General features: G+C 60.0%; 21 protein-coding genes. 5 read left to right on the forward strand and 16 right to left on the reverse strand.

All coding sequences use genetic code 11. The features are described 5' to 3' along the window. Positions 1-11: 11 nt before the first annotated feature. The 4 genes from F7P80_RS00540 to F7P80_RS00555 all read right to left on the reverse strand — a co-directional run bounded on the left by F7P80_RS00540 (position 12) and on the right by F7P80_RS00555 (position 3,004). Positions 12-707 (reverse strand): SDR family oxidoreductase, encoded by a 696-nt coding sequence (locus tag F7P80_RS00540; protein WP_077345266.1) that lies wholly within the window; start codon positions 705-707, stop codon positions 12-14. Further along, a complete protein-coding gene (phhA, locus tag F7P80_RS00545; RefSeq protein ID WP_058880336.1) occupies positions 704-1,603 on the reverse strand; it encodes a phenylalanine 4-monooxygenase in 900 nt (299 codons plus the stop codon). Before phhA ends, F7P80_RS00540 begins: the two co-directional genes overlap by 4 nt. A gap of 15 nt (positions 1,604-1,618) precedes the next feature. Further along, on the reverse strand, positions 1,619-1,927 hold the full coding sequence (locus F7P80_RS00550) for a 4a-hydroxytetrahydrobiopterin dehydratase (protein ID WP_151042049.1): 309 nt from the start codon (positions 1,925-1,927) through the stop codon (positions 1,619-1,621). 861 nt (positions 1,928-2,788) lie between these two features. Beyond that, positions 2,789-3,004 (reverse strand): hypothetical protein, encoded by a 216-nt coding sequence (locus F7P80_RS00555; protein ID WP_151042051.1) that lies wholly within the window; start codon positions 3,002-3,004, stop codon positions 2,789-2,791. 453 nt (positions 3,005-3,457) lie between these two features. On the opposite strand from F7P80_RS00555, the gene F7P80_RS00560 reads away from it, so the two are divergent. Next, positions 3,458-5,917 (forward strand): membrane-bound PQQ-dependent dehydrogenase, glucose/quinate/shikimate family, encoded by a 2,460-nt coding sequence (locus F7P80_RS00560; protein ID WP_054066135.1) that lies wholly within the window; start codon positions 3,458-3,460, stop codon positions 5,915-5,917. 322 nt (positions 5,918-6,239) lie between these two features. Here the strand turns inward: F7P80_RS00560 and F7P80_RS00565 are convergent, their stop codons facing one another. The 4 genes from F7P80_RS00565 to tcuA all read right to left on the reverse strand — a co-directional run bounded on the left by F7P80_RS00565 (position 6,240) and on the right by tcuA (position 12,015). After that, positions 6,240-8,162, reverse strand: a complete 1,923-nt coding sequence (locus F7P80_RS00565; RefSeq protein ID WP_211371978.1) for a B12-binding domain-containing radical SAM protein — start codon at positions 8,160-8,162, stop codon at positions 6,240-6,242. 187 nt (positions 8,163-8,349) lie between these two features. After that, positions 8,350-9,327 (reverse strand): Bug family tripartite tricarboxylate transporter substrate binding protein, encoded by a 978-nt coding sequence (locus F7P80_RS00570; RefSeq protein ID WP_151042053.1) that lies wholly within the window; start codon positions 9,325-9,327, stop codon positions 8,350-8,352. 42 nt (positions 9,328-9,369) lie between these two features. Then, positions 9,370-10,581, reverse strand: a complete 1,212-nt coding sequence (gene tcuB, locus F7P80_RS00575) for a tricarballylate utilization 4Fe-4S protein TcuB (protein ID WP_077345277.1) — start codon at positions 10,579-10,581, stop codon at positions 9,370-9,372. 9 nt (positions 10,582-10,590) lie between these two features. Continuing rightward, positions 10,591-12,015, reverse strand: coding sequence for an FAD-dependent tricarballylate dehydrogenase TcuA (gene tcuA / locus F7P80_RS00580; protein ID WP_058880331.1), 1,425 nt, complete (start codon positions 12,013-12,015; stop codon positions 10,591-10,593). Positions 12,016-12,190: 175 nt separating this feature from the next. On the opposite strand from tcuA, the gene F7P80_RS00585 reads away from it, so the two are divergent. Next, positions 12,191-14,215, forward strand: coding sequence for a DUF2075 domain-containing protein (locus tag F7P80_RS00585; protein ID WP_151042055.1), 2,025 nt, complete (start codon positions 12,191-12,193; stop codon positions 14,213-14,215). On the opposite strand, the gene F7P80_RS00590 is transcribed toward F7P80_RS00585, so the two are convergent. Next, complete coding sequence (locus F7P80_RS00590; RefSeq protein WP_151042057.1) at positions 14,202-15,128, reverse strand: LysR family transcriptional regulator; 927 nt, start codon at positions 15,126-15,128, stop codon at positions 14,202-14,204. The two genes, F7P80_RS00585 and F7P80_RS00590, sit on opposite strands and share 14 nt — an antisense overlap. Before the next feature lie 99 nt (positions 15,129-15,227). On the opposite strand from F7P80_RS00590, the gene F7P80_RS00595 reads away from it, so the two are divergent. Next, positions 15,228-15,731, forward strand: coding sequence for an ureidoglycolate lyase (locus F7P80_RS00595; RefSeq protein WP_338028312.1), 504 nt, complete (start codon positions 15,228-15,230; stop codon positions 15,729-15,731). Between the two features lie 713 nt (positions 15,732-16,444). On the opposite strand, the gene F7P80_RS00600 is transcribed toward F7P80_RS00595, so the two are convergent. From F7P80_RS00600 to F7P80_RS00625, 6 genes are all read right to left on the reverse strand, one after another. Then, the gene (locus F7P80_RS00600; RefSeq protein ID WP_054065680.1) at positions 16,445-17,632 is read right to left on the reverse strand and encodes an amidase; all 1,188 of its coding nucleotides are present in this window, start codon (positions 17,630-17,632) and stop codon (positions 16,445-16,447) included. 135 nt (positions 17,633-17,767) lie between these two features. Then, entirely contained in the window at positions 17,768-18,784 is a 1,017-nt protein-coding gene (locus F7P80_RS00605; RefSeq protein ID WP_151042059.1) for an ABC transporter ATP-binding protein, read from the reverse strand. A 15-nt stretch (positions 18,785-18,799) separates the two neighbouring features. Then, on the reverse strand, positions 18,800-19,834 hold the full coding sequence (locus tag F7P80_RS00610) for an ABC transporter ATP-binding protein (protein ID WP_240183902.1): 1,035 nt from the start codon (positions 19,832-19,834) through the stop codon (positions 18,800-18,802). Positions 19,835-19,837: 3 nt separating this feature from the next. After that, positions 19,838-20,740 (reverse strand): ABC transporter permease, encoded by a 903-nt coding sequence (locus tag F7P80_RS00615; protein WP_054065677.1) that lies wholly within the window; start codon positions 20,738-20,740, stop codon positions 19,838-19,840. Positions 20,741-20,766: 26 nt separating this feature from the next. Beyond that, a complete protein-coding gene (locus F7P80_RS00620) occupies positions 20,767-21,717 on the reverse strand; it encodes an ABC transporter permease (RefSeq protein WP_151042061.1) in 951 nt (316 codons plus the stop codon). Between the two features lie 135 nt (positions 21,718-21,852). Further along, a complete protein-coding gene (locus F7P80_RS00625; protein WP_151042063.1) occupies positions 21,853-23,532 on the reverse strand; it encodes an ABC transporter substrate-binding protein in 1,680 nt (559 codons plus the stop codon). A 156-nt stretch (positions 23,533-23,688) separates the two neighbouring features. On the opposite strand from F7P80_RS00625, the gene F7P80_RS00630 reads away from it, so the two are divergent. Together F7P80_RS00630 and F7P80_RS00635 are read left to right on the forward strand one after the other, a co-directional pair. After that, positions 23,689-24,945, forward strand: a complete 1,257-nt coding sequence (locus F7P80_RS00630; RefSeq protein ID WP_151042065.1) for a Zn-dependent hydrolase — start codon at positions 23,689-23,691, stop codon at positions 24,943-24,945. Between the two features lie 203 nt (positions 24,946-25,148). Next, positions 25,149-25,859 (forward strand): aspartate/glutamate racemase family protein, encoded by a 711-nt coding sequence (locus tag F7P80_RS00635; RefSeq protein WP_151042067.1) that lies wholly within the window; start codon positions 25,149-25,151, stop codon positions 25,857-25,859. Here the strand turns inward: F7P80_RS00635 and F7P80_RS00640 are convergent. Beyond that, the gene (locus F7P80_RS00640; RefSeq protein WP_151042069.1) at positions 25,854-26,639 is read right to left on the reverse strand and encodes an IclR family transcriptional regulator; all 786 of its coding nucleotides are present in this window, start codon (positions 26,637-26,639) and stop codon (positions 25,854-25,856) included. The two genes, F7P80_RS00635 and F7P80_RS00640, sit on opposite strands and share 6 nt — an antisense overlap. Positions 26,640-26,685 lie beyond the last annotated feature (46 nt).

The following is a 26,685-nucleotide window of genomic DNA, read 5'->3' on the forward strand; positions in this document are numbered from 1 at the left end:
GGCATCTCCCCTCACACCAACCCACACACCGGAATCGCCGCGCCGTGGACGGCGCTTGCGCCGTCCGAAGTGAGGAAGGCGATCACCTCGGCCAGCGCCTGGGGCTTGACCCACTGCGCGGGGTCGGCATCGGGCATGGCGGCGCGGTTGTCGGGGGTGTCGATGATGGAGGGCAGCACGCAGTTCACGTTGATGCCCTGGTGCTTGAGTTCGGCGGACATGGCTTCGGTCAGCCGGATCAGGGCGCTCTTGGAGGCGCTGTAGGCGCCCATGTGGGCACCGCCCTTCAGGGCCGCCCCTGCACCCACGGTGACAAAGCTGCCGCGCTGTTGCTGGCACATGCCGGGGATGACGGCGGCTGCCACGTGCAGCAGGGCTTTGGCGTTAAGGTCCATCAGAAAATGCCAGGTGGCGTCAGACGTGGTGTGCACCGCCTCGCCCATGCGAAAGCCGCCGGCGATATGGCAGCACACATCGATGCTGCCAAAGCGTGACTGTGCCCAGGCGATTTCGCTGGCCACCTGTTCGCGCTTGAGCAGGTCTACAGGCAGCAGTATTTCATTGTCGCGCTCGCCAAACACTTGTTCGAGTGCCTGTTCATTGCGGTCAGCCAGAATCAGACGCAGGCCATCCTGCCGAAAACGTGCGGCAACGGCCTGCCCTAGCTGGCCAGCGGCACCTGTAATCAAAACGGTTTTGGTGGTCATTGCTTTCCCTTGTGCGTTGGATGCTGGTGATAGCGGCCTGTGCCACGGTGCAGCAGCTTGTCAGATGGCAGCACATCGCCCGGCTCGTAGCAGGGTGCATGGGCTACGCGCGCATACACCGGCGCAAAGTCGATGTTCGCAAGATTGAGCAAATCGTCAAAGTGCTGCAGCACGAAGTAGGTTTCCTGAAAGTCGTCGATGCGGTAGTGGGTGCGCATCACGCGCTCCAGTTCAAACTGAATGCGGTTGGGGGAAGTGTCTTCCACTGAAAAAACAGTTTCTGCAGGCGAAGAAGCAATGCCTGCGCCATAGATGCGCAGCCCGTCTGCCTGCTGCACCAGGCCAAACTCTACGGTGTACCAGTAGACCCGGGCCAGGTTATCGAGCGCGCCCAGCGCCTTGGCGCGCAGGCCGCCCTGACCGTATGCCTGCAGGTAGTCCGCCATGACCGGGTTCATGAGCATGGGCACATGGCCGAATACGTCATGAAAGACGTCGGGCTCTTCCAGATAGTCCAGCTCATGCGGTTTGCGGATGAAATGGCCTGCCGGAAAGCGGCGGTTGGCCAGGTGATCAAAAAACACATCGTCTGGCACCAGACCGGGCACGGCCACGACCTGCCAGCCCGTGCGCTGCATGAGCTTTTCAGACAGTGCCTCAAAGTTCGGAATCTGCTCCGGGCCAATGGGCAAGTCCTGCAGGCCACGCATGAATTCGTCACACGCCCGGCCGGGCAGCAGCCTGCTTTGCCGCTCGAACAAGGTCTTCCAGATGCCATGCTCCTGCGCGGTGTAGGCACTCCAGTTCTGGTCCGTGGTCCAGTCGGGGCGCTCAGGCTGGTGATCTGCGCCTGCGGCCAGGCCGTGCTTGGTGCTTGCTTGGTGTTGCTGCAGCATAGGGCCTCCTCCATGTCACAGCGTCTGCTGGTGCAACGCCTGTGCGATGCGGTCCATCTGCTGCGCCATCTGGGTGTCCTGAATGGACAGCCCCTCTACGTCATGCGTAGTCAGCGTGACCGACACCCGGTTGTAGACGTTGAACCACTCCGGATGGTGGTTGTGCTTTTCCGCATACAGGGCAACCTGGGCCATGAAAGCGAAGGCCTGGGCAAAGTCATGAAACACAAAGTCGCGCGCGATCAGACCGCCGCGCTCGTCCTTGAACGTCCAGTCCGGCAGGTCGGGCAGCAGCTTTGCGCGCAGGTTTTGATCCAGCTTCATACGTCCAAACTCCTCGGTGTGGATGGCGCCGTGCGATGGAATGCGCCGTATCTCAGCATAGGTGCAACAGCGCTGTGCTTGCACCCTGAGTGACGCCAGCCCTTGAGGGTGCAGACAGGCCAGCCATTGCTTGTCGCCATCAGTGATCTGGCAGCAATCACTGTAGGTGCGAACAGGTGAATATTTATTGCAAATTCCCGCTGTGTAAACCCTTGTTTAGTAAATATTCATGCACATATGAAAATAAAAAAGAATAAATCGAGCTTGATTTTTCATATTTACAGATTTTTCATGCTTGAAAGCAATAGCATGCTTGCTCACATGCACGGCCCGCATCAGCAGCTGCCTGCAGCAGCCCCCCACTCTCTGGGCAATAGCACTCTCAAGTGCTTAACCCGGCAACGGAGCCAGCTCGCCGGTCTGCATGCTTGCGCTTGACGAAATGCCGTGCCTGCTGATGTCTGCCTTGGGAATTGATGGAGCCATAGGGCGCGACCAAGATTGCCTGGGGGCGCATTGTCTTGGTATGTCTGTGCAGCAGCCCAGTCTATGGAGATAGGGACGGGTGTTGCGTGACGCATGGCAAGGAACGCCCTGCCAAAGAGCACCCCAAAGGCAAGCCGTGTGCTGACCCGCCACCAATTCTTGGCGTCTGGATGAGCCATTCCGCACAGGGCTTCACGAGCACATACCCATCTCGACACCCTCTGTATGCGACGGTTTTTTACACACCAAGCTCATCTTTTGATAGTAGCCAACGCTTGAAATACGGGAACTTTGAGGAAGTTTCTGTGTTGAACCCAGAAAGCAAGGCGCTAAATGCTCTGGAAAAATGAGCTGAGAAATAGCGCTTTGCAAGATTCATAAATTTGTGCTAGCAGCTTTTACAACAGAGCCGCGGCATTTCAAGAGCTGCAGCCGCAGCCCTGCTGGCTCCACAAGGTGTGCCCTCACCATCTGCATCGCCACCAAGAGCCCGGAAAGGCACAAGGCGGCAGCACATTGACCGCGTTTGAGGAACAGGGTGGCGTGGATGCTTTCACGCATAAAAATTTGAAAAATCAATCTTTTATGCATGATTTTTCATGCCAGCAAACTTTTTAAATAGTTTGAAATGAAGATGTTTTTTTAATCAATACCTGCTTAAAAATAATCTTCAAATGCCTTTATACCCAGCAATCTGTTAGCGCTATCTAAAATAGAAAATTAAAGACATGGTTTTGTTAATTTCCAAATTTCAGTAATTTCTGAAAATTTGAAAAACTAAAGAATTCAAAAGAAGTTAGCGCAAGCTTTCCCACAGAATCCCATGATTACGCAATGGGTTATATAGGGTAAACCCTAGACACCAAAAATCAGAGGCATAGAATTTTTTTCGATGTACCCACTCGATGTTTTTCAGTGGGCGCATTGCTATGCCATGCCTTTTTATTTATGAACAGATATGAGGAAAAGCATCCAGAAAACGCTTTGCTTATATCGAAACAGTAAATAACAAGCATGGACAACTTAACCAATGGATATTTAAAAATGACTGATGATGATCGCTCTCAAAAGGGCAGTCTCTCCATCGGAAGCGCAGCGAGGGTAATCTTTTCGCTGGTAGTGCTACTTGTGGCACTGGGCATGATCTACGGTGGTATCAAGCTCGTGTCGCTCGGTGGTTCGACCTATTACCTGATCGCGGGTCTGGCTTACGTTGTGCTGGCAGGCCTGCTGCAGTGGCGCAAGCGCATTGCCATCATTGCTTCGACAGTGATCTTTGTGCTGACCTGCATCTGGGCCCTGTGTGAAGTCGGTGGCCTGCGCTACTGGGAACTGCTGCCCCGCCTGGTGATTCCTGCACTGATCATGATGTGCAGCCTGTGGGTTGGTGCGACAGCACCTGGCGTGACACAAAGCGGCCGCCGCGTAGCCAATGGCTTTGGCTGGGCTTTCTTTGCAGCACTGCTGGCTACACTGGTTGCAGCCTTCTTCCCCCATGGCACCGTGCTCAAGCCTGAAGCGCTGTCTGATGCTTCCGAGCACAACAACCAAGCCGAAGAAGCAGCACCTGCTGACTGGGAATTCTTTGGCCGCAGCGGCACTGGTACCCGTTTTGCTCCTTACTCGGACATCACGCCCGAGAACGTGGACAAGCTGGAAGTGGCCTGGACTTACCGCACTGGCCGCCGTATCACCGGCCCTGCCATCGGTGTGGATGAGAACACGCCTACTCAGATTGGCAACCGCATTTTCACCTGCACTCCCGAGAACGTGATTGCTGCGCTGGATGCCGACACTGGTAAGGAACTGTGGAAGTTCGACCCCAAGGCACACAGTGAAGAGCACGTGACTTGCCGTGGCGTGGGTTACTACGACATCGACAAGGATGACACACTGGCCGCTGAAGTGAAGGCAGCGTATGCCGACGTGCAGCAATGCCGCCAGCGTATCATCGTCTCCGCAGTGGATGCCCGTCTGTTCGCAGTGGATGCCAAGAACGGCCAACTGTGTGATGACTTTGGTGACCACGGCTATGTGGACCTGAAGAAGGGCATGGGCCCCACCGAAGTCAGCAAGCGTTACCACCCCACAGCTGCTCCTGTTGTGATGAACAACCAGGTAGTGGTTGGCGGCTGGGTGCGTGACATTGTGCACGGTGAACCTTCCGGCGCAGTGCGTTCTTACGACGTGCTGAACGGCAAGCTGGCATGGGTGTGGGACGTTGGTACCGAAGATGCTGAAGGCAATCAAAAGCCTGCAGACCAAGCTGAGGCAGACGGCCATACACTGGAAACACCTAACGTGTGGACAGTGCCTACCTTCGACAAGGAACTGAACCTGGTTTACCTGCCTACAGGTAACGGCCCTCCTGACTACTGGGGTGGTGACCGTAACGAAGCCAAGGAAAAGTACGGTTCGGCCATCGTTGCCGTGGATGCTTCCACTGGTAAGCGCAAGTGGGTCTTCCAGACCGTGCACCACGACGTGTGGGACTTTGACATCCCATCGCAACCTGTGTTGTTCGACATGAAGAACGACAAGGGCGAGAAGGTGCCTGCACTGATCCAATCCACCAAGATGGGCTTCATCTTCGTGCTGGACCGCCGCACTGGTGAGCCTGTGACCGAAGTGGAAGAGCGTCCTGTGCCTACCGAACCCGCAGCCGTGGGCGAGAAGCTGTCTCCTACACAGCCTTTCTCCGTGGGTATGCCTACCATCGGTGTCGATCCTCTGGACGAAACCAAGATGTGGGGTATGACCACATTCGACCAGCTGTACTGCCGCATCATGTTCAAGGATTCCCTGTACCTGGGTCCTTACACCCCTCCAGGAGAAAAGCCTTACATCGAATGGCCTAGCCTGCTGGGTGGCATGAACTGGGGTGGTATCTCCGTCGACGAAAAGCGTGGCCTGATGTTCGTGAACGATATGCGCATGCCTTTGCGTATGTCTCTGGTGACTCAGGAAGAAGCCAAGAACTACAAGGTTACGACCGACGAAGTGCCTGGCTTCATGGGCACCATCCGTCCTCAGATCGCCGGTATCTACGGTGGTGTGAAGATCGACATCCTGCAATCGCCTCTGGGTGTGCCTTGTAACAACCCTCCATTCGGTTCGATGACTGCCATCGACCTGAACACTCGCCAGATCGTGTGGCAAGTGCCTATGGGTACCGTGGAAGACACAGGCCCTCTGGGTGTGAAGACTGGCATGCACATGCCTATCGGTATGCCTACACTGGGTGGCCCCACATCGACCGCTTCGGGCCTGGTGTTCTTTGCCGGTACACAGGACAACTACCTGCGAGCCCTGGACTCCAAGACTGGCGAAGAAGTGTGGAAGGCACGTCTGCCTGTAGCCGCCGTGGCCGCACCTCTGGTGTACAAGTCGCCTGAAACTGGCAAGCAGTACGTGGTGATCTCGGCCGGTGGCGCTTCCAAGTCCAAGGACCTGGGCGACTACGTGATTGCCTACGCTCTGCCTGACAACCTGGGCAAGAAGTAAGCAGCTTCACCGCACAGTGCTGGTTCAGATCGCCAAGGTCTGAACCAGCCACTAAGACCCGTCAGCATCTGGCTGGTCTCTCAGCCCGCCGCTGCGGGCTTGAGGCAGTGAAAGACGCTTGCTCTTCGCCAAGAAGATCATGCTTATCCCCGCTTCGGCGGGGATTTTTTTTGTGCCTGCAAGGCCCCAAAAAGCACAAAGCCCGCAATCAGCGGGCTTTGTTTTTATGAGCGGTTAGCGCTTGATATCAGCCACTTTGCAATACAAAACACTTGCAAGTGCTTATTACACCAGCGCTGGCAGCTATTTTTTTAGTTAATTATCAGCCCTTGGCCGCCAGTGCTTTGGCAATCTTGTTACGTGGCACAGTGGGCTTGGGCACCTTGAAGTCAAACCAGTTGCGCACGTCTTCTTCCACACCAATGCCGTGCATGTAGTTGTAGATGGCTTTCTTGAGCACCACGCCCAGCTTGTCGTGATCGACGCCTGTGGGGTCAATAAAGGGAATGTCATTGCGCGCAAAGGTGGCGGGTGGCAGCTCGGGCAGGATGACGCCGTATTCGGCAGGGTTCTGGCCCACGGGTGAGTGCACGGTGCAGGCAAAGCGGTGAAAAAAGCCGCTCTGGATGCAGCCGTTTTCAAACAGCTGGCGCACATACTCCAGCGCGTCCACGGTGTCCTGCACGGTCTGCGTGGGAAAGCCATACATCAGATAGGCGTGCACCAGAATGCCAGCATCGGTCAGCGCCTTGGTCACGCGGGCCACCTGCTCTACGCTCACGCCTTTTTTCATCAGGTTGAGCAGGCGGTCAGAGGCCACTTCCAGCCCGCCCGATACGGCGATGCAGCCGCTGTCGGCCATCAGCTGGGCCAGCTCTGGCGTAAACGTCTTTTCAAAGCGGATATTGCCCCACCAGCTGATTTCTACCTCGCGCTCCAGCAGTTCCTTGGACAAGGCCTTGAGCGCCTTGGGCGGCGCAGCTTCGTCCACAAAGTGAAAGCCGGTCTGGCCGGTTTCCTGCACGATGGCTTCAATGCGGTTGACCAGCTCCGTCGCGCTCGCGCCTTCGTAGCGGCTGATGTAGTCCAGGCTCACATCGCAGAAGCTGCATTTTTTCCAGTAGCAGCCGTGGGCAATGGTCAGCTTGTTCCAGCGGCCATCGCTCCACATGCGGTGCATGGGGTTGAGCATGTCCAGCAGCGACAGGTAGTCGTGAATGGGCAGGCCATCCCAGGTGGGGGTGCCGACTTCTGCAAACGCAATGTCAGACTCCATCATGTTGATGTACTGCACCGCGCCTGCTTCATTGCGGATAAAGGTGCGCACCAGACGCGACTGGCCACGATCGCCACGCAGGTGCTCCAGCAGCGCCAGCAGCGGGCGCTCACCGGCATCGAGCGTGACAAAGTCAAAGTAGTCAAACACGCGCGGCTCGGCCAAGCCACGCAGTTCAGTGTTCACAAAGCCGCCGCCCAGCACCAGCTTGATGTGCGGAAACTCGGCCTTGATGATCTGCGCAATGCGGAAGGCCGCATAGACCGATCCGGGGAACGGTGTCGAGAGCAACACCACAGTGGGGCGATGGCGCCAGATGGCCTTGCGCGTCAGCTCCATCAGCACTTCATCCACCAGCGTGGGCTCGGCAGCCAGTGCCTCAGCCAGCGGGTCAAACGTGGGCTGGTTGCCCGAGAGCGACTCGGCATAGCGCACAAACTCAAAGCGCGGGTCGGCCGCGTCACGAATCACATCGGCCAGATCGTTCAGATACAGCGTGGCGTAGTGCTTGGCGCGGTCTTGCTGGCCCAGAGCACCAAAGGCCCAGCCGATGGGGTCGCCAGAGCCATCGTCGATGTAATGCTCCAACGCATCAAAGCGTGGGCCTTCGGGCAGCCAGGTGCGGCTGACGATGCGGTGGCTCAGCGTGCTGTCCTTGCCTTGCAGGAAGGCAATCACGCGGTTGATGGTCGCCAGATAGCGGTCGCGCTGGGCCATGAAGCTTTGCACGGCGGGGCTGAACAGGCGTTCCGGATCTTCGTCGTACTGCGCCTGCACCAGTTCAATGATCTGCTCCAGCCCCTCTCTGGACAGCAGCTTGAGCACCAGCGCCAGCGCCAGGTCTTCCTGCACTGCATCCACGCCGCGTGAGCGCAGAAAGCCCGTCAGATAGGGCGCAGAAGGATAAGGCGTATTGAGCTGCGTCATCGGCGGGATGAGCGACAGCACACGTGGGGCGTTAGCAGTCATGGGATTGTGAGCAGGCCAGCAAGGCGGCGCGGCGCAGCGCCGCAAAACAAAAGCCCGGCGCATCAGGCAGGGCAGGCTGCGTATTGTCGCTGGCTTGGCAAAAAAGCGCCGTGCACAGGTTTCTGACGAAAAAAGCCACCCGAAGGTGGCATCAAAGAAGGAAAACGTCCAACCACATGTGCAGGCATCAGTTGCCCTGCAAGTTGCCTTGCTTCACCACCTCACCCCATTGCACATATTCTTTCTGGATGAACTCGGCCAGCTCCTGGCGGGTGGAAGGCTGGGGGGTCAGGCCGTAATCCAGCAGCATTTTGGAGACTTCAGGATCGTTCAGTGCCTTGACGATCTCCTGGTTCCAGCGCTCCAGAATCGGCTCTGGTGTCTTGGCAGCGGCCACAAAGGCATACCAGTTCAGCGCCTCAAAGCCGGGGTAGCCAGCTTCTGCCACGGTCGGAATATTGGGCATGTAGCTGGGGCGTGTCAGGCCGGTCGTTGCCAGCGGAATCAGCTTGCCAGCTTCCACCTGGGGCATGGCCGTAGGAGGTGCAGCAAAGTAGCTGGTAATGCGCTCACCCAGCAGGTCCTGCATGGCAGGGCCGCCCCCCTTGTAGGGAACGTGCACGGTGTCAATGCCTGCACGCTGGTTCAGCAGCTCACCGGCCAGGTGAGATGCCGAGCCCGCTCCGGTAGAGGCAAAGTCCAGCTTGCCGGGAGCCTTCTTGGCCTGAGCCACAAACTCCTCCAGGTTGTTAATGCCAGCACCTTTGTGCACCACCAGCAGGTTGGGGAAGTTCACCCCGCCCGAGATAGGCGCCAGATCCTTGAGCGGGTCGTAGTTGAGCTTCATCAGATGCGGCGCAATGGCCAGCGGGCCAATGGAGCCAAACAGAATCATGGAGCCATCGGTCAGGCCATTGGCTACTTGACCGTGGGCGATATTGCCACCCGCACCACCACGGTTTTCGACGATGACCGACTGGCCAATGTTGTCCCCCAGCTTTTTGGCAATCATGCGTGCGGCCGCATCGGCTGCCCCCCCTGCGGCAAAGCCAACCACCATGGTGATGGGCTTCTTGGGTGGGAAGTCCTGTGCCAGGGCGTGGCTGCCCCAGGCCAGGGACGTAGCCGCCAGAACGGCAGCCTGCATGAACGTACGTTTTTTCATCGAAGGTCTCCTTATATATTTGCGATGCTTGCGAGGTGAGGATCAGTCAGCGCCCAGGCCCACAGGGTTGGGCTGACGCTTTTCTGTGTTGAAGCGCAGCAGCGCTGCCGTGCGGAACACGCCGTGGGCAAACTTGCCGTAGGGCAAGGTGATGAACAGCGCCATCACTGCGCCCAGATGCAGACACAGCAGCAGTGCCAGCGCAGGCGTGGCACGGCCCAGCCACAGCGCCAGGCCGCTGGCAGCGACGAGGAACAGCAGGGCAATAAAGCCCAGGTCCATCGGCTTTTGCTTGGCATCGCCATGCAGAGGGTGGCGTGTACGGTTCAGATGCCACAGGCCCGCAGTACCCAGCATCAGGCTCAGCCCCCCTGCCCCACCCAGAATCTTGGGCAGGCTGGGCAGGTCATACGGCGCTTCCCAGCCAAAGACGTAGTGGTAGACCGTGGCCACAGCCGTGGCGGCAAAGCACAGCATGAAGCCGTAGAAGGTCAGGTGGTGATAGCGGCGGCGCTTGAGGGTGTAGGCATCGTCTTCGTTGTGGCAGCCGTCACCGTGGCCGCCATCCAGATACTTCAGGCGCAGCACATCGCCCGTGGCTTCCGTAGCGGCAGCACCGCTCACATCCACACCGCTGGTAGCGGGTTTCACGTCTTTCCAGAAACGGCGCACGCCCATGAACAGCGCAAACACCACAAACAGGAACACCGGCGCAAACATGCCCACCAGCAGGTTGTGCGGGAACAGGTTGTAGAAGTCACCGCCGAGCTTGGCGCCCCACAGCGCTTCCAGGCCGCCTTCACGCAGCGCAGCCAGCACCAGGAACAGCGTCAGCGCTGCCACCAGTGCCAGTGACAGCGTCAGCCCATTGCGCTGGTAGAGCTTGCCCAGCGCAGGCGGCCAGGCGTAGTCGGCATAGGTCTGGCCACGCACCTCGGCCATGGCCTTGGGGATGTTGATGCCAAACGCATGCGGCGGCGCATACTGGCAGGCGTGCAGGCAGGCCCCGCAGTTGTGGCACAGGTTGGCCAGGTAGTTCACATCTGCCTTGCCAAACTCCAGACGGCGCGTCATGGCAGGGAAGACGGCGCAAAAACCTTCGCAGTAGCGGCAGGCATTGCAGATCTGCATCACGCGTGCCACTTCGCCTTCAGCGGCAGACAGCTGCTGCGCAGGAACAATGGGAATCACCTTGCCAGTGCTGCCACCAGCCAGTGCCCGGGCCTGTTGGCCCAGCTGTTCAAACGATTGCATGCTCATGGCTTAGACCTCATCCTTCACAGCGCCGTGTTCGGCGTCTTTTCCTGCCGCAGCCAGTGCAGCGTTGCGGCCCGCAATGCGGCCAAAGGCCGTACCAATCGACATGCCCACGCCAGCGGTATAGCCCTTGCCCAGCACATTGCCCGCCATCATTTCGCCCGCTACAAATAGGTTGCGGCTGGGCTGGTCGTTAAAGCGCACGGCGGCGGTGTCGTCCACCTTCAGGCCCAGATAGGTAAAGGTCACGCCAGGGCGCAGGGCGTAGCCGTAAAACGGTGCTGTGTCGATGGGGCGCGCCCAGTGCGTCTTGGCAGGTGTCACGCCTTCGGTGTGGCAGTCGTCCAGCGCCGTGTGGTCAAACTTGCCCACCTTGCAGGCGCCGTTGTAGGCGTTGAGCGTGCGCATGAAGGTGTCCACATCCAGCCCCAGCTTTTGTGCCAGCTCGGGCAGGCTGTCGGCCTTCACGCCAGGGAACACCGGCGGCATAAAGCGGCCAATGGCCTTGCTGTCGATGATCGAATACGCAATCTGCCCCGGCTGCTGTGCCACCAGGCGGCCCCAGATGGCGTAGCGCTTGGGCCAGAAGTCTTCGCCCTCGTCGTAGAAACGCTCGGCCTCGCGGTTGACCACCACGCCCAGCGACACGCAGTCAATGCGCGTGCAGATGCCGCCGTCATACAGCGGCGCACGAGCATCAATGGCCACCATATGGGCCTGTGTGGGGTCGCCCAGACCATCGGCCTGGTGCTCGTTCAGCATGTGCTTGAGCAGCACGCCCTGGTTGTAGGCCGTGCCACGGATGATGAAGTTGTCCGCAGGCCACTCACCACGCTCGTTCTGGCCCCAGGCCTCGCGCAGCCATTCGCGGTTGGACTCAAAACCGCCTGCCGCCAGCACACAGCTCTTGGCCGTAATGCGCTGGCCCTTCACATAGGCAGCCTTGAATTCACCGTTGACGATTTCCAGCCGGTCCACGGGCGATTCGTAGCGCACCTCTACACCCAGCGCCTCGGCACTGCGGAAGTAGGCATTGACCAGGGCCTTGCCGCCGCCCATGAAAAACGCATTGGTACGCGCCACATGCAGCGCGCCCGACAGTGGCGGCTGAAAGTGCACGCCGTGCTTGCGCATCCAGTTGCGGCAGGTGGAAGACGCACGAATCACCAGTCGTGCCAGATGTTCGTTGGTGATGCCGCCGGTTACTTTGAGCAGGTCTTGCCAGTATTCCTCTTCGGGGTAGGCATCAACCAGTACATCCTGCGGTGCATCATGCATGCAGCGCAGGTTGCGGGTGTGGGCGGAGTTGCCGCCGCGCCATGCGCGCGGTGCGGACTCCAGCAGCAGCACGCGTGCCCCCGCTTCGCGCGCCATCAGGGCAGCGCACAGGGCAGCATTACCGCCACCGATGACCAAGACATCGGTGTCCATGAAACTCTCCTTGCTATCTCACTCGTAGGGGAGTTCGACTGTAGGAAGCGCACTGACAACTAGGCAGGTCTGTTATGGGATAGGGGTATCAGTTTTTGTGATGGCAAGCTACAAACCTCTGTGCCCATAAGAAGAGAGAAGCTATCCTCCATGAGCTTCTTCATCCACCCAAGCAATGAAAACTACGACCCGACGCGCAGCCTACTGCGCAAGCATTGAAGATTTTTTTGCAGCTCACCCCAGCACCATCGTTGGACATCTCTCGCATACGTCTGATGGGAATGTCACGGCAGAACAAAAACGCGCTTGGGAACAACAAATTCAAATATTGAGAAGTGCTTTGACACCCACGATGCGAGGTATGGTGTGCTTTGAGTTTGTGATCCCTCGCATGGGGCGGCGCGTGGATAACATTCTGCTGCTGGGTAACACCATTCTGGTGTTGGAGTTCAAAGTGGGCGCCAAGCACTATGACGCTGCCGCGCAAACACAAGTCATCGACTACGCACTGGATTTAAAGAACTTTCATGCCGGCAGCCATCACACAGATATCGCGCCGATATTGATTGCGACAGATGCGGCAGATGTTGTTCCAAGCCCCGCCTATCCAGTTGCTGGTATCTATCCGATTGCCTGCGCTAATGCCAGCAACTTAGGCCAAGTGCTTTCCCGATTTACAGACACGCATCCAAGTGCTGAATTGGACTATCAAGCCTGGTTGACGTCGGCTTACAAGCCCACCCCAACGATTGTGGAAGCTTCTCAAGCACTCTACAAAGGCCACAGCGTAGAAGACATCACACACTCTGAAGCGGGCGCTGAAAATTTAAGCACTACCACACAAGCCCTGGTGAAGGCCATCGATAGTGCACGTGCTTCAAAGCGCAAAGTCATTTGCTTTGTCTCTGGCATTCCTGGAGCTGGAAAAACATTGGCCGGCCTAAACCTGGTCTGTGAACGTCGCAAGCATGATGCAAACGACCAAGAACATGCCGTGTTCTTGTCTGGCAATGGCCCATTGGTGGATGTATTGCGTGAAGCGCTGGCCCGCGATGAAGTGCAACAAGCCAAAGCGCATATGCAGTCTGTGAAGAAAAATGATGCCGAGCGCAAAGCCAAAGCCTTTATCCAAAACATTCACCATTTCCGCGACTATTACCTGGAGCACAAGGCTGCTCCTATAGAACGCGTAGTGGTGTTTGATGAGGCACAGCGTGCATGGGACCGTGATCAAGCCAGCAAATTCATGCGTACCAAGCGTGATGTTCCTGACTTTGACCAATCAGAACCTGAATTTTTGATTGACGTGATGAATCGCCACGAAGGATGGGCTGCCATCGTGTGCTTGATTGGTACAGGACAAGAAATTAATACAGGCGAAGCAGGTATCCAGGAGTGGCTGCGGGCACTGCGTGAACGCTTTGTGCATTGGGATGTTTGCCTGCCAGAGTCCTTCAAGGGCACAGACACTCTTGTCAGCTTGGAGCAAGACCACGACACGCAAAGGCATGTGATACATACACCAGCACTGCATCTGGGTGTGTCACTGCGCTCTTTCCGCTCCGAGCGCTTATCCCACGCCATTGCAGCACTGATGGAAGCTGACATCTCCACAGCTCAACAGCAACTGCAACAGGTAATGCAGCACTATCCCATCGTGCGAACCCGCTCTCTGGCCCAAGCCAAACAATGGATTAAAACCAAGGCCCGCGGCAGCGAACGCTATGGCGTGCTGGCTTCTTCTGGGGCCAAGCGTCTCAAACCTTTGGGACTGAATATGGCGGTGAAGATCGATCCCTGCGCTTGGTTTTTGAATGACGCAAGCGATGTTCGGTCGTCGTACTACTTGGAAGACGCTGGCAGCGAATTTGATGTGCAAGGTTTAGAGCTGGATTGGGCCGTGGTGGTTTGGGATGGCGATCTCATCGCTCAACCGGACAACACTGCTGCACCGTGGCGCTTTCGCAATTTCAGCGGAACACGCTGGCAAGAGATCCGGCAATCAGTAGACCAGCGCTATCGACTCAATGCCTACCGCGTCTTGCTCACCCGTGCTCGCCAAGGCATGGTGATCGTGGTCCCAGAGGGAAATGCCGAAGACCCCACACGAAATCCCCAGTGCTATGACCCCACCTGGGAATATCTGGGCCGCCTTGGTATTCCAGAAATCGTGACGGCATCCGTCGTTACACCAAACTAGCCCCCGCCCAAGCCCCACTCCCCACCAGCTGCCGCACACAGTCCAGCAGCACCACCCGTGCGGCCAGGGCGGCGGGCGAGAGTTCATCCTCTGACAGACTGCACAGCGTGGCGGGGCGGCGCACTTCGGTATGGCAGATTTCTGACCACTGAAAATGCGCCTCGGCATCGGGGTGCAGTTTGACGGCAGACCATGGCTGTACGGTAGCGCCCATACCGGCTTTGACGGCTTCCATGAGCAGCGGCAGGCCATCAATTTCCAGCGCAATATCCAGCTGCACGCCGGACTGCCGGGCGGCGGTGACGATGGCGTTGCGCAAGCCGTGGCTGCACGAAGGAAGAATCAGGGGCACGCTTTCCAGATCCGCCAGTGTCTTGGCAGGTGTGGGCTTGCACACGGGCTTGTGCCGGGACTGGATCAGAAACAGCTTTTCTTCCAGCAGCGGCATGACGCTCCAGCGGCGTGCGCCCTGGGCGTCGAACAAAATGGCCAGATCCAGCTGGCGCGCATTGAGCAGGCTGGCAAGGTGGCCAGACAGGGCCGAGACCATGTGCAGATGCACGGCGGGGTAGCGCTCGCGCATGGCCTGCATCAGCGGCAGGCCCAGCACCGAGGCAATCGTAGGTGACAGGCCAATGCTCACCGCGCCCGAAAGACGCGCCTTTTGCGCGGCCTGGATGGCCTGGTCCGCATGGCGCAGCGTGAGCTGGGCTTCGTGAAAAAAGGCAATGCCTGCTTCCGTGGGGACGGTGCCTTTGCTGGTGCGTTGCAGCAGGCGGGTGCTGAGCTCGCTCTCCAGCCGGCTGATCTGCTGGCTCAGCGCAGACTGCACCATATTCAGCTCCATGGCCGCGCGGCTCATGGAGCCCAGTTCCACCACGCGCACAAAGTAGCGCAACTGTCGCAGTTCCATGGGGTGTGCTCACAAAGTTGGAATCCTGCAAGTGTATGCAGGTGCAGCCCTGCAAATCGCCCTCTGGCACTGCGCTTGCATGCACTGCACGGCATGAATATGCCAAGTTTGAAAGCCCAGCCACTGACGGCTGCCGCCTTTGCGCCCTTTGGGCAAGTGATTGCATTTGACGCCGCCACGGCGGCCACCGTGCCGCACTGCACCATCAACAGCGGCAATGCCGTGCGCTATGACCTGATTCCCAATATGCAACTGACCGCCCAGGGCGGCACCCCCATGCTGGCGCTGTTTCGCGCACAGGCGCGGACTTTTCCGCTGAACATTGGCGAGATGGAGCGCCACACGCTGGGCAGCCAGACTTTTATTCCGCTGGGCACGCAGCGCTTTGTGCTGGTGGTGGCAGCTGCCAGTGCCCCCTGCCATGCGCATGCATTGCAAGCCTTTATCACCAACGGACGGCAAGGTGTGATGCTGGCCCCCGGCACCTGGCACCATGCGCTGCTGGCAGTGGAAGGTGGCGACTTTGCAGTGCTGGAGCGTCGCGCTGGCCAGGTGGACTGTGAGGTGCAGGCCATGCCAGCGGGTTTGCAGCTGCATTTGTGAAGGGTTGAGTGGGCATCCACCAAGGGCCATGCCCCCATCCCAGCCTTCCCCCAGTGGGGGAAGGTGCTGAATACCCCCTCACCCCTGCCCTCTCCCGCAAGCGGGAGAGGGAATGCAAGGCGCAACGCTTGTGCACCCGCACGCCAGCCGCAGGACTGGCGTGCCTTCACATGCAAATTCAAATTTCCGGCTGCCTGTTTGACCAGAGCGACGGGAGTTCAGCCGGACAGCGTCGCAGACGCGCTTTTTGGTCTCCACTCACATTGCTTCGCAATATGAGTTCCGCCCCACGCAAGCGTGAAGCTTCCTTTTTGCGGTTCGCCGCCCGGTCGCGCACAAAAAGGAACTCGGCTGTCGGGCCGAGACCCGACTCCCTCCCTTAAAACAAGCAAACAGCTCAAACAAAAAGCAGAAAAAGCCCCTCTCCCAACCTCTCCCCAGAGGGGGGAGGAGTGAAAGGCCCCCATCCCAGCCTTCCCCCAGTGGGGGAAGGAGAGCGAGCCCCATCACCCCTGCCCTCTCCCGCAAGCGGGAGAGGGAGTAAATACAAAATTCATAGCTTCTAGCGCTTGCTGCATGGGCGTTAGAGGCATATTTCATCAAAAAAAACCACTGATGCGCTCCATGTGCTTCAAGCGCTGCGCATCGCTCCTGCAAGAAGGGCCTGACTGCCCATTCAGCCAGGCCCCTGTGTCACAACCGCCCTGTCCGGCTCAAGTACCTACAGCCGCGATTTTTTGCGCCATGGCGATCAGGCTCTTGTCACTGCCTGCGGGTCCCAGCAGCGACAGGCCCAGCGGCGCGCCGTTGCAGCTGGCCAAGGGCAGCGAGATTTGCGGAAAGCCCGACAGCCCCGCCATGCACAGCATCTGCACGGCGTTGTTGCGGTAGGTTTCCAGCGCGGCTTCGTCGGTGCTGCGCAGCGGCGCCACATCGGGCATGGTGGGCATGACCAGTACGCCGTCGCTGCCCAGCATGGCTGCCAGATGCTGGCGAAAACGTGTGCGGAAGGCGTGGGCGTTCACAACCTGCTCGTCCGTCACTTCTTTACTCCAGGCAAAGCGCTCTTTCACGCCGGGGCCCAGCACAGGGGCGTAGCGTTCGATAAAGGCACCATCGGTCATCCATGCTTCGCGGCCCTGGATGTAACGGAAGGCCCAGTACATGGCTTCAAAGCTCTCCAGCGCCACGGTCACAGGCGCTGCTTCGCCATAGGCGGCCTTGACCTTGGCCAGAGCACCATCCCATGCGGGCAACACTGCGGGGGCGATCAGGCCCCAGATATCGGTCGGTGTCAGCAGGCGGGGCTGGGCTGGCAAGGGGGCGCTGTCTGCTGCCATGAGCACCTCGCCCACACGGGCAAAGGTGTCTGCATCGCGTGCAAACCAGCCGCAGGTGTCAAAGCTGTGGCACAGGGCCAGGGCGGATTGCAGGCTCACACGGCCATGCGTGGGGCGAATGCCGTAGAGGCCGCAATGGCTGGCGGGTGCACGCACGGAGCCACCGGTGTCCGTGCCCAGTGCAAAGTCGCACAGGCGGCTGGATACGGCCGAGGCCGAGCCCGAGGAGGAGCCGCCCGTGATGCGATCGGGTGCAGCACCGTTGATGGGCGCACCAAAGTGGGCGTTGTTGCCGTTCATGGAAAAGGCCAGCTCATCCGTGACGGTCTTGCCTGCCAGCGCCGCACCTGCGTCGAGCAGCTTTTGCACGGTGGGCGCGGTCTGCGTCTTGATGCCAGACATGGCCAGCACCAGCGGGTTGCCGCCGCCTGTCGGGTAGCCAGCAATGTCAAACAGGTCTTTAACGCCGAAGTACAGGCCGCTCAGTGGCCCGGTGCTGGCATGGGGCACGGGCACATCAGGATAGGGAACAAAGGCATGGGCGGGGTCGTGCAAGGGCATAGGTACTTTCGGGAAACAACAGGGGGAAAGAAAGCCGAACTCTCAAAATCAGAGCTGCCAGCGTTTGTATCCACAAGGTTTCAAATAAAAAACTAATGGAAATCCTTGAAATACAAGCGCTAGCCGCTCTCTTTTTTATGCAGCCAGCACCTGTGGTGCTTGCAGTACCGTGGTGTCGGTATGGATGCAGCGCGCCAGATGGCCGGGGGCGATTTCCATGGCTCCGGGCAGCACCTGCGAGCAGCTTGGCGTGGCAAAGCGGCAGCGCGGTGCAAAGGCGCAGCCCGGTGGAATGGCGGTCAGGTCCGGCGGCGCGCCGGGGATGGTCTGCAGGGGCTGGCCACGCTCCATGGCACCATGCGAGCGGCTTTGCAGCAAGGCCATGGTGTAGGGGTGGCGCGGAGAGCGAATCAGCTGCTCGGCCGTGCCTTCTTCCACAATGCGGCCGGCGTACATGACAGCAATGCGGTCTGCCACCTCGACGGCGGCGCCAATGTCATGCGTCACAAAAATAATGCCCAGGCCCAGATCGCGCTGCAGCTGGCGCAGCAGCAGCAGGATCTGGATTTGCACGGTGGCGTCCAGCGCCGTGGTGGGCTCATCCGCCAGCAGCACCTGCGGGTTGCAGGCCAGGGCCAGGGCAATCATGACGCGCTGGCGCATGCCGCCCGACATTTCATGCGGATAGGCCTTCAGGCGCTGCTCGGGGCTGGGAATGCTCACGCGCTCAAACAGCTGCAGGGCGCGTTTTTCGGCCTCGGCCTTGCTCACTTTCGGCTCGTGGCGGCGGATGGCTTCCACAATCTGCGCGCCTACGGGATAGACAGGGTCCAGGGCCAGCAAAGGGTCCTGAAAAATCATGGAGCAGGTCTTGCCACGGTAGCTGCACAGGGCTTTGTTGTCCATGTGCAGCACGTCGTGCCCGGCTACCTGCACCTTGCCTTTCATCACGGTCTTGCGTTCCGGGTGCAGGCGCAGCAGGGTGCGCAGCGTCACGCTCTTGCCGGAGCCGGATTCGCCAATCAGCGCCACGGATTCACCGCGCCGCACGCTCAGGCTGACGCCGCTGACAGCCTGCACGACTTTCTTGCCGCCGGTGAACTGCACGTTCAGGTCTTCAATCTGCACCAGGGGGCGGGTATCGGTTTGCATTGCAGTCTCGCTTTCTCAGGCAGCCAGAGGGAAAGGGGCCGTGGCCAGCGGGTGGCCGCTGCTGATTTCATGCATCAGGCAGGTGGCCTTGTGGTGCAGCTGCACCTCGGTCATCGCAGGCACACGCTGGGCGCAGACGGGCTGCGCCTGTGGGCAGCGTGGGTGAAAGCGACAGCCCGATGGCGGGTTGATGGGGTTGGGTGGATCGCCCGCCAGCGGGGCCTGCTGGGTGCGATGGTTGGGGTCCATGGAAGGCACGGAGGACAGCAGCGCCTTGGTGTAGGGATGGGCAGGCTGGTGAAACAGCGCGTCTGAGGGGCCAATTTCTGCCACCTGGCCCAGGTACATGACCATCACACGGTCGCTGATGTAGTGCACCACGCCCAGGTCGTGGCTGATGAAGACATAGGTCAGGCCAAACTCGCGCTTCAGATCGGTCAGCAGGTTCAGCACCTGCGCCTCCACGGATTTGTCCAGCGCGGAAACGGCCTCATCCAGAATCACCATGCGTGGCTGCAAGGCCAGCGCGCGGGCAATATTGATGCGCTGGCGCTGGCCGCCTGAGAGCTCGTGCGGATAGCGCTCGGCAAAGCGCGAAGGGGCCAGCCCTACGCGGTCCATCAGGTGGTGGGTGCGTTCAATGGCTTCTCTGCGCGAGACACCATGCACCTGCGGGCCGAAGGAGATGGAGTCTTCAATCGTCAGGCGCGGGTTCAGCGAGGCATAGCTGTCCTGGAACACCATCTGCACCTGGCGGCGAAATTCCTTGAGCGGCAGATCGCGCGAACCCACGGTGCGGCCATCAAAGATCAGCTCGCCCTTGGTCGGGTCCATCAGGTGCATGAGCAGGCGTGCGGTGGTGGATTTGCCGCAGCCGGACTCGCCCACCACGCCCAGGGTTTCACCCTTGAGCACTTCAAAGTCCACGCCATCGACGGCATGCACCGTGGCACCGTTTTTCAGCGGGAAGTGCTTGGTCAGACCACGCACGATCAGCAGTGGCTGCGCGGGGCCGCCTACGTCTTGCATGACAGCTGTGTTGATTGACATGACTTACCCCTTGTTGTCCATGGCCGAACGCAGACCGTCCGAGAGCAGGTTGAAGGAAATGGAGGTGATGAAAATCATCACGCCGGGCAGCGCCGCAATCCAGGGCTGGGTGTAGATGGCCGTGCGCAGGGTGTTGAGCATCAGGCCCCAGTCAGGCTCTGGTGGCTTGACGCCCAGGCCCAGAAAGGACAGGCCCGAGGCCAGAATCATGGACACCGCAATCAGGCTGGTGGCATAGACAAAGATGGGGCCCAGCACATTGCCCAGCACATGCACGCGCACGATGGTGAAAGCGTTGGCCCCGGTGGCACGGGCGGCTTCCACATAGTCGCGGTTGCGGGCCTGCGCGGTGACGCTTTCTGCCACACGGGCAATCTGCGGAATGAACACCATGGTCAGCGACACCAGCGCATTGAAGATGCCTGCACCCAAAGCACCCGACAGTGCAATGGCCAGCAGCACCGAGGGGAAGGCATAGAACACATCAATGGTGCGCATGATGACGGTGTTGGTGCGCCCACCGGCATAGCCCGCCAAAATGCCGATGCCTGCGCCAATCACAAAGGCCACCAGCACAGGCACGATGCCCATGAACAGCGACAGGCGAGCCCCCACAATCAGGCGCGAGAGCATGTCGCGCCCCAGCTCGTCACTGCCCAGGGGCAGGCCTTCGGTGCCAATGGGCTTGAGTCGCTTGAGGATGGAGGTGGCATAGGGGTCTGACGGTGCCAGCCAGGGCGCAAAAACAGCCATCAGAACCAGCAGTGCCACCACGGTGGCGGCCCCTACGGCAACGGGGTCGCGCATGAAGCGCTGCAGCACGGATGCCCAGTAGCCACGCGAGCGATGTTCAGGCAAGGGCTGCACAGCAGGTGCGGCAGCCAATTTCAGTGTGATGCTGGACATGAAAAATCTCCCGGTTAGTCAGCCAATCAGCGCGCAATGCGAGGGTCCAGCAGTGTCTGCACCACGTCCACCAGCAGGTTGAGCAGCACAAAGAACACGGCCAGCACAAGAATCGTTCCCTGCAGCAGCGGCAGGTCACGCTGGAAGATGGCCTGATTCAGCAGAAAGCCCGTGCCGGGCCAGGAGAACACGGTCTCGATCAGGATGGAGCCGCCCAGCAGATAGCCCAGCTGCAGCCCCATGACGGCCAGTGCCGTGGGCGCAGCGTTCTTGAGTACGTGACAGAAGATGCCCCAGTTGGATAGGCCCTTGGCCTTGAGGCCGATGATGAATTCCTGCTCCAGCAGCTCTGCCACCAGGGCTCGCACCGTGCGGGCGATGATGCCCATGGGAATGACCGACATGGTGATGGCCGGCAGGATCATGAACTGCACGTGGGCCCAGTCCCAGGCCCAGTCACCCGAGCCGCCGGGGCCAGCACCTGTGGCAGGCAGCCACATCAGCTGCGAAGAACAGATGATGACCAGCATCATGCCCAGCCAGTAGTGCGGCACGCTCACGCCTAGCACCGACAGCAGCGAGCACAGACGGTCCATGAACGAGTTGCGAAAGTAGCCCGCCACAAAGCCAAACAGGCTGCCCAGCACAAAGCCAATCAGCGTGGCCACCACGGCCAGGCGCAGGGTGTTGACCACGGCGGTCAGCACTTCGGTGGTGACGGGGCGGCTGGTTGCAATCGACAGGCCCAGATCACCATGCAGCGCGCGCCAGAGCCAGCGCCCGAATTGCTCAGGCAGCGGCTGGTTAAAGCCATACAGTTCGCGCATTTGCTCCTGCAGTTCGGCAGAAGCATCAGGCGGCAGGATGGAGATCAGCGGATCCCCCGGCGTGATGTGGACCAGTGCAAAGCACAGCAAGGCCACACCCAGCATGATGGGGATGGTGTAGAGAAAGCGGCGCAGCAGGTAGTTCAGCATGGTTGTGGCGTGGTGAGAGTTTCAGAAAGGCCGCCTGTCTGGGAGTGCAGGTGGTATCCACGTCATGACGCAAGGGCGTAACGCGGGCCCTGCCAGCCAGCAGCCGGGCGCGCTGCCCGGCCCGGCTGGTAAGACTTACTTCATAGTCATGGTGGCAATGTCGATAAACCAGCTCTGTGGCTGCACCACATTGCCCACCTTGGCAGACATGGCACGCGGGCCTACGTCATGGGCCACGAACAGGAACGGTGCCTCATCCACGACCAGGGTGTGCAGCTCGGCCAGGGCCTTGTCGCGCTCCTTGGCATCAAACGTGGTGCGGGCCTTGTCCACCACGGCGTCCACCTGCGGGTTGCTGTAGAAGCCCCAGTTGTTGGACAGCGGCGGGAAGGACTTGGTGCTCACAAAGCGCACCATGGCAAAGAAGGGGTCCATGGTGGCGGCCGTCACATTGGTGGCATGTGACTTGTTGGCGCTGGGGTCCTTGGCACCGATGCGCCAGTTGGAGAACAAGGTGTTCCACTCGACCACATCAAACTCCACATCAAAGTGGCATTGCTTGAGGCTTTCCTGGATGAACTCGTTCATGGGCAGGGGCTGCATCTGGCCGGATCCGGAGGCCGAGGTCTGAATCTTCACCTTCAGCGGCTTGGCAGCACTGTGGCCTGCCTGCTCCATCAGTGACTTGCCAGCAGCAACGTCGTACTTGATCTGGAAACTGGGGTTGCCGCGCCAGGGGTGGCCGGGCTCAAACATGCCGGTGGCGGGTTCCATCATGCCGTTGAGCAGCTGCTTCATGCTCTCACGGTCTACGCACAGATTGGCCGCATGGCGCACGCGCTTGTCCAGCCAGGGCGAGCCTTCAATGAAGGAGAACTGCCAGGGCCAGATATGGGGCTGCAGGTTGGAGTAGACCTTGAAGCCACGGCTCTTGAGGGCATCCAGCGCATCGGGTGCAGGTGCCTCAATCCAGTCCACCTGGCCGCTCATGAGGGCTGCGGTGCGGGAGTTGGCCTCAGGCAGGGGCAGCAGCACCACTTTGTCGATGGTCGGTGTGCGCTTGGGGTCCCAGTAGGCGGTGTTCTTCACCATTTCAAAGCGCTCGCGTGGCACAAAGCGTGCAGCCTTGAACGGGCCAGAGCCCGAGGGGTCTGCGGCAAATGCCGTCCATGCGGCTTTGCTGCGCTCGGCCTTGTCGGTCACGCTGGCTGGCACGGCCGCCAGCTTGGTGGCCCAGTGCGCAGGCGATGCCATGAACAGATTGGTCAGATTGATGGGCAGGAAGGCGTCGGGCTCCGAGGTGGTCAGCTCCACGGTCAGATCATCGATCTTGCGTGCTGACTTGAGCGTAGGCATGCGCGATGCAGTAGCACCCACCTGTGCGGGGTCAAAGTGCTCGGCGTCCTTGTCCAGCACCTTGCGCACATTCCAGACCACGGCATCGGCGTTGAAGTCGCTGCCGTCATGGAACTTCACGCCGGGGCGCAGCTTGAACACCCACTTGGTTTTGTCGGCAAGGTCTACCTCCCAGGACAGCGCCAGACCAGGGATCAGCTCGCTGGGCTTGTCAGACTTGCTCAGATCCCAGTGCGTCAGCGCGTCGTACATGGGAATACCGGTGAAGCGGTTGCCCTCAAAGCCCTGGTCAGGCTGCCCTGAGGTACGGGGAATATCGCCCGCCGTCATGGCAATGCGCAACACCTTTTCTTGCGCCATGACGGTGCTGGCAGCGCCACCGGCCAGTGTCATTGCTACCGCCAAAGCCAGTCCCTTGAGTGCCGGACGTGAAACAGAGAAACCAGAAGACTTACGCATTGGAGACCTTTCCATCTGGGTTGAGGTAAGACCTGCAATGCAAGCAGCGTGCCACATCGCACATATCGATGTTCGATCTGTATGTGCGCACATTCGATGCGACTTGGCATGTTTTGTGCGGCATTCGCGCCTGTTCTCTCAAACAGGAGCTGCATCATGAACACCCCCGTTGAACACCTGCGCATTGATGGCGAACGCCTGTGGCAGTCGCTGATGGACCTGGGCCAGATTGGCGCCACCCCCAAAGGCGGCGTCTGCCGCATCGCCCTGACCGATGAAGACCGGCGCGGCCGCGATCTGGTCGTGCAATGGTTCAAGGATGCAGGTCTGGAAGTGCGCATCGATGCCATTGGCAATGTATTTGGCCGCCGCGCTGGCACCGACCCGCAGGCCCGCGCCGTGGCCACGGGCAGCCATATCGACACCCAGCCCACGGGCGGCAAGTTTGATGGCAACTACGGCGTCATGGCGGGCCTGGAAGTGGTGCGCACCCTCAATGCCCACGGCATTCAGACCCGCGCCCCGATTGAAGTGGCGTTCTGGACCAATGAAGAAGGCACACGTTTTACGCCCGTAATGATGGGCTCTGGCGCATTCATTGGCGTCTTTGGTGCAGCCGATATGCACCAGCAGCAGGACACGGCAGGCATCAGCGTAGGCACTGAACTGCAACGCATCGGCTATCTGGGAGACGTGGCCTGTAGCGATGTCCCCAACGGCCCGTTTGCCGCCTACTTTGAGGCGCATATCGAACAAGGCCCGGTGCTGGAAGCCTATGACAAGCCGATCGGCATCGTCAGCGGCGCACTGGGTCAGCAGTGGTATGACGTGACGGTGCAGGGCATGGAAGCACACGCTGGCCCTACGCCCATGGAGCTGCGCCACGACGCCATGCTGGCCGCCGCCCGCATGGTCGATGCCATCAACCGCATTGCACTCGATGAAGCCCCGCATGGCCGTGGCACCGTGGGCTATGTGCAGGTCCACCCCAATTCCCGCAATGTGATTCCGGGGCAGGTGAAATTCAGTGTGGACTTCCGCAACCTGTCGCAGGACGGGCTGGACCGCATGGACGCCGCCATGCGCACCCAGTTTGCTGCACTGGCTGCACAGTGCCAGTGCACGGTGGACATGGAACAGGTGGTGAAGTTTGAGCCCTGCATCTTCCACCCCGACTGCGTCGCCAGTGTGCGCAAGGCCACCGCACAGCTGGGCTATGACTGCATGGATGTGGTCAGCGGCGCAGGCCATGACGCGGTCTATATCAACCGCGTAGCCCCCTGCGCCATGATTTTTGTTCCCTGCAAGGACGGCATCAGCCACAACGAGATCGAAGACGCCAAGCCCGAGCACCTGGCCGCTGGCTGCAATGTGCTGCTGCACGCCATGCTGGAGCAGGCTGGCGTGGTCTGAACGCCCTCACCCAAGGCTGCTGTGCCATGTTGGTGCGCAGCAGCCATTCGCCCCCCACAGGCTATGAAGAGCCGCTCACGCCACCCAGTCAACCGCAGGTTGACGTTGGAGACGAGGCGCGAAGCCGCAGGCAGTACAAGTCGTACGACAAGGCTGAGCAACGACGTATCCAGGGTTGTGTGAGCGGGTCCAAGGAGATATGCATGACGGATCGCCCCCACGTACTGGTGCTCAACCCCAATACCTCCGACAGCGTCACGCAACACCTGTCTGACACCCTGAGCCTCGCCCTGCCTGAGGTGCACATCCATGCCCGCACGGCCCCATTTGGTGCGCACTACATTGCCGATGAACGCAGCTTCTGCATTGCAGGCCATGCCGTCATCGAGGCCTTCGAGCGCGCCATGGGCGATGCGCCCACTGCGGGCTACCGCGCAGTGCTGGTCGGCTGTTTTGGCGACCCGGGCCTGCATGCGCTGCGTGAGAGCACGCAGGTGCCCGTCCTCGGACTGGCAGAAAGCGCCGTGCGCGAAATGGGTGCACAAGGCTTTGCACGCATGGCCATCGTGACCGGGGGCGAGCGATGGCAAACCATGCTGCAGCGCTGGTGCTGCAGCGAAGGCCATGACCGTACCGATGCGCCCCTGGGCATCACCCAGGTACATGCCCTGCCAGCAACAGGTTTGCAGATGATGCAGTCCCCGCAAGACACCGCCATGGCCCTGGCGCATGCCTGCCACAATGCCATGCAGCATGCTTCCACACAGGCGGTGCTGCTCGGTGGCGCCGGCCTGGCCGGCATGGGGGCAGAAGTACGGTTGTTGACCGGACTGCCCGTCTGGGACTGTGTCGAGCTGGTCGCCCAGCGGCTGCAGCAGATGCTGGCGCTGCCGCAGCAGGCCGAGTCGTCATAAGGACGTCAGGCGCGAAATCGCACGCGCGCATTCCACCACCAGCGGGGCCAGCGTGGCCTCGGCATCTTCCATGCTCCAGCGGCTCACGGGCAGTGCCACATGCACGGCACCCACCACCTGCTGGCGGCTGTTCCGAATGGGCGCAGCAATGCCCATGTCGCCCAGAAACAGCTCTTCACAGTTCACGGCATAGCCTTTGTCACAGCAGCGCTGCAACTGGCGGAGGATGTCGGGAATCTGGGTCTGCGTATACCGCGTCAGCGCCGGACGCTCCATGGCTTCCAGCATGGGCTGCCACTGCGCCTGCGGCAGGCTGCTCAGATAGGCACGGCCGCAGCTGCTGGCATACATGGGCACACGGCTGCCCACAGGCGTGAGTACAGGAATGTGCTGCGTGGTCTGCACCTGGGCCAGATACAGCATGTGCTGCCCATTGGGTTCGGTCAGGGTGATGGTTTCACCGCTGTCCTTGGACAGTTGGGCCAGATAGCTGTGCGCTGCCACGATCAGCGGATGCCCATCCAGGTAGTTAAAGCCCAGCTCCACCACGCGGGGCTGCAGACAGAAGCGCTGGCTGCCCGGATGCTTGCCCACATAGCCCAGCACCTGCAGCGTATGCACCGAGCGCTGCACCGAGGCTCGGGTCATGCCCGTGCGCTGGGCAATCTCACCCAGGCTCAGATAGCGGTGACCGCTGCCAAAGGCACACAGCACCTGCAGGCCTTTGGCCAGCGACAGGTTAAACAGCGCGCTGCTGGGAATCGGTGGGTTGGCCGTCATACACATTCTTTCCTCTGCTTCTGACACAGCAAAGCGCACGCAAGAA

Source organism: Comamonas kerstersii, from assembly GCF_008801935.1.
GTDB classification, from domain to species: Bacteria; Pseudomonadota; Gammaproteobacteria; order Burkholderiales; family Burkholderiaceae_C; genus Comamonas; species Comamonas kerstersii.

Excerpts from the sequence above, each read along its gene's own strand:
- F7P80_RS00540 (WP_077345266.1), bottom strand. The coding sequence starts at position 707 with ATGACCACCAAAACCGTTTTGATTACAGGTGCCGCTGGCCAGCTAGGG.
- phhA (WP_058880336.1), bottom strand. The coding sequence starts at position 1,603 with ATGCTGCAGCAACACCAAGCAAGCACCAAGCACGGCCTGGCCGCAGGC.
- F7P80_RS00550 (WP_151042049.1), bottom strand. The coding sequence starts at position 1,927 with ATGAAGCTGGATCAAAACCTGCGCGCAAAGCTGCTGCCCGACCTGCCG.
- F7P80_RS00555 (WP_151042051.1), bottom strand. The coding sequence starts at position 3,004 with ATGCATAAAAGATTGATTTTTCAAATTTTTATGCGTGAAAGCATCCAC.
- F7P80_RS00560 (WP_054066135.1), top strand. The coding sequence starts at position 3,458 with ATGACTGATGATGATCGCTCTCAAAAGGGCAGTCTCTCCATCGGAAGC.
- F7P80_RS00565 (WP_211371978.1), bottom strand. The coding sequence starts at position 8,162 with ATGACTGCTAACGCCCCACGTGTGCTGTCGCTCATCCCGCCGATGACG.
- F7P80_RS00570 (WP_151042053.1), bottom strand. The coding sequence starts at position 9,327 with ATGAAAAAACGTACGTTCATGCAGGCTGCCGTTCTGGCGGCTACGTCC.
- tcuB (WP_077345277.1), bottom strand. The coding sequence starts at position 10,581 with ATGCAATCGTTTGAACAGCTGGGCCAACAGGCCCGGGCACTGGCTGGT.
- tcuA (WP_058880331.1), bottom strand. The coding sequence starts at position 12,015 with ATGGACACCGATGTCTTGGTCATCGGTGGCGGTAATGCTGCCCTGTGC.
- F7P80_RS00585 (WP_151042055.1), top strand. The coding sequence starts at position 12,191 with ATGAAAACTACGACCCGACGCGCAGCCTACTGCGCAAGCATTGAAGAT.
- F7P80_RS00590 (WP_151042057.1), bottom strand. The coding sequence starts at position 15,128 with ATGGAACTGCGACAGTTGCGCTACTTTGTGCGCGTGGTGGAACTGGGC.
- F7P80_RS00595 (WP_338028312.1), top strand. The coding sequence starts at position 15,228 with ATGCCAAGTTTGAAAGCCCAGCCACTGACGGCTGCCGCCTTTGCGCCC.
- F7P80_RS00600 (WP_054065680.1), bottom strand. The coding sequence starts at position 17,632 with ATGCCCTTGCACGACCCCGCCCATGCCTTTGTTCCCTATCCTGATGTG.
- F7P80_RS00605 (WP_151042059.1), bottom strand. The coding sequence starts at position 18,784 with ATGCAAACCGATACCCGCCCCCTGGTGCAGATTGAAGACCTGAACGTG.
- F7P80_RS00610 (WP_240183902.1), bottom strand. The coding sequence starts at position 19,834 with ATGTCAATCAACACAGCTGTCATGCAAGACGTAGGCGGCCCCGCGCAG.
- F7P80_RS00615 (WP_054065677.1), bottom strand. The coding sequence starts at position 20,740 with ATGTCCAGCATCACACTGAAATTGGCTGCCGCACCTGCTGTGCAGCCC.
- F7P80_RS00620 (WP_151042061.1), bottom strand. The coding sequence starts at position 21,717 with ATGCTGAACTACCTGCTGCGCCGCTTTCTCTACACCATCCCCATCATG.
- F7P80_RS00625 (WP_151042063.1), bottom strand. The coding sequence starts at position 23,532 with ATGCGTAAGTCTTCTGGTTTCTCTGTTTCACGTCCGGCACTCAAGGGA.
- F7P80_RS00630 (WP_151042065.1), top strand. The coding sequence starts at position 23,689 with ATGAACACCCCCGTTGAACACCTGCGCATTGATGGCGAACGCCTGTGG.
- F7P80_RS00635 (WP_151042067.1), top strand. The coding sequence starts at position 25,149 with ATGACGGATCGCCCCCACGTACTGGTGCTCAACCCCAATACCTCCGAC.
- F7P80_RS00640 (WP_151042069.1), bottom strand. The coding sequence starts at position 26,639 with ATGACGGCCAACCCACCGATTCCCAGCAGCGCGCTGTTTAACCTGTCG.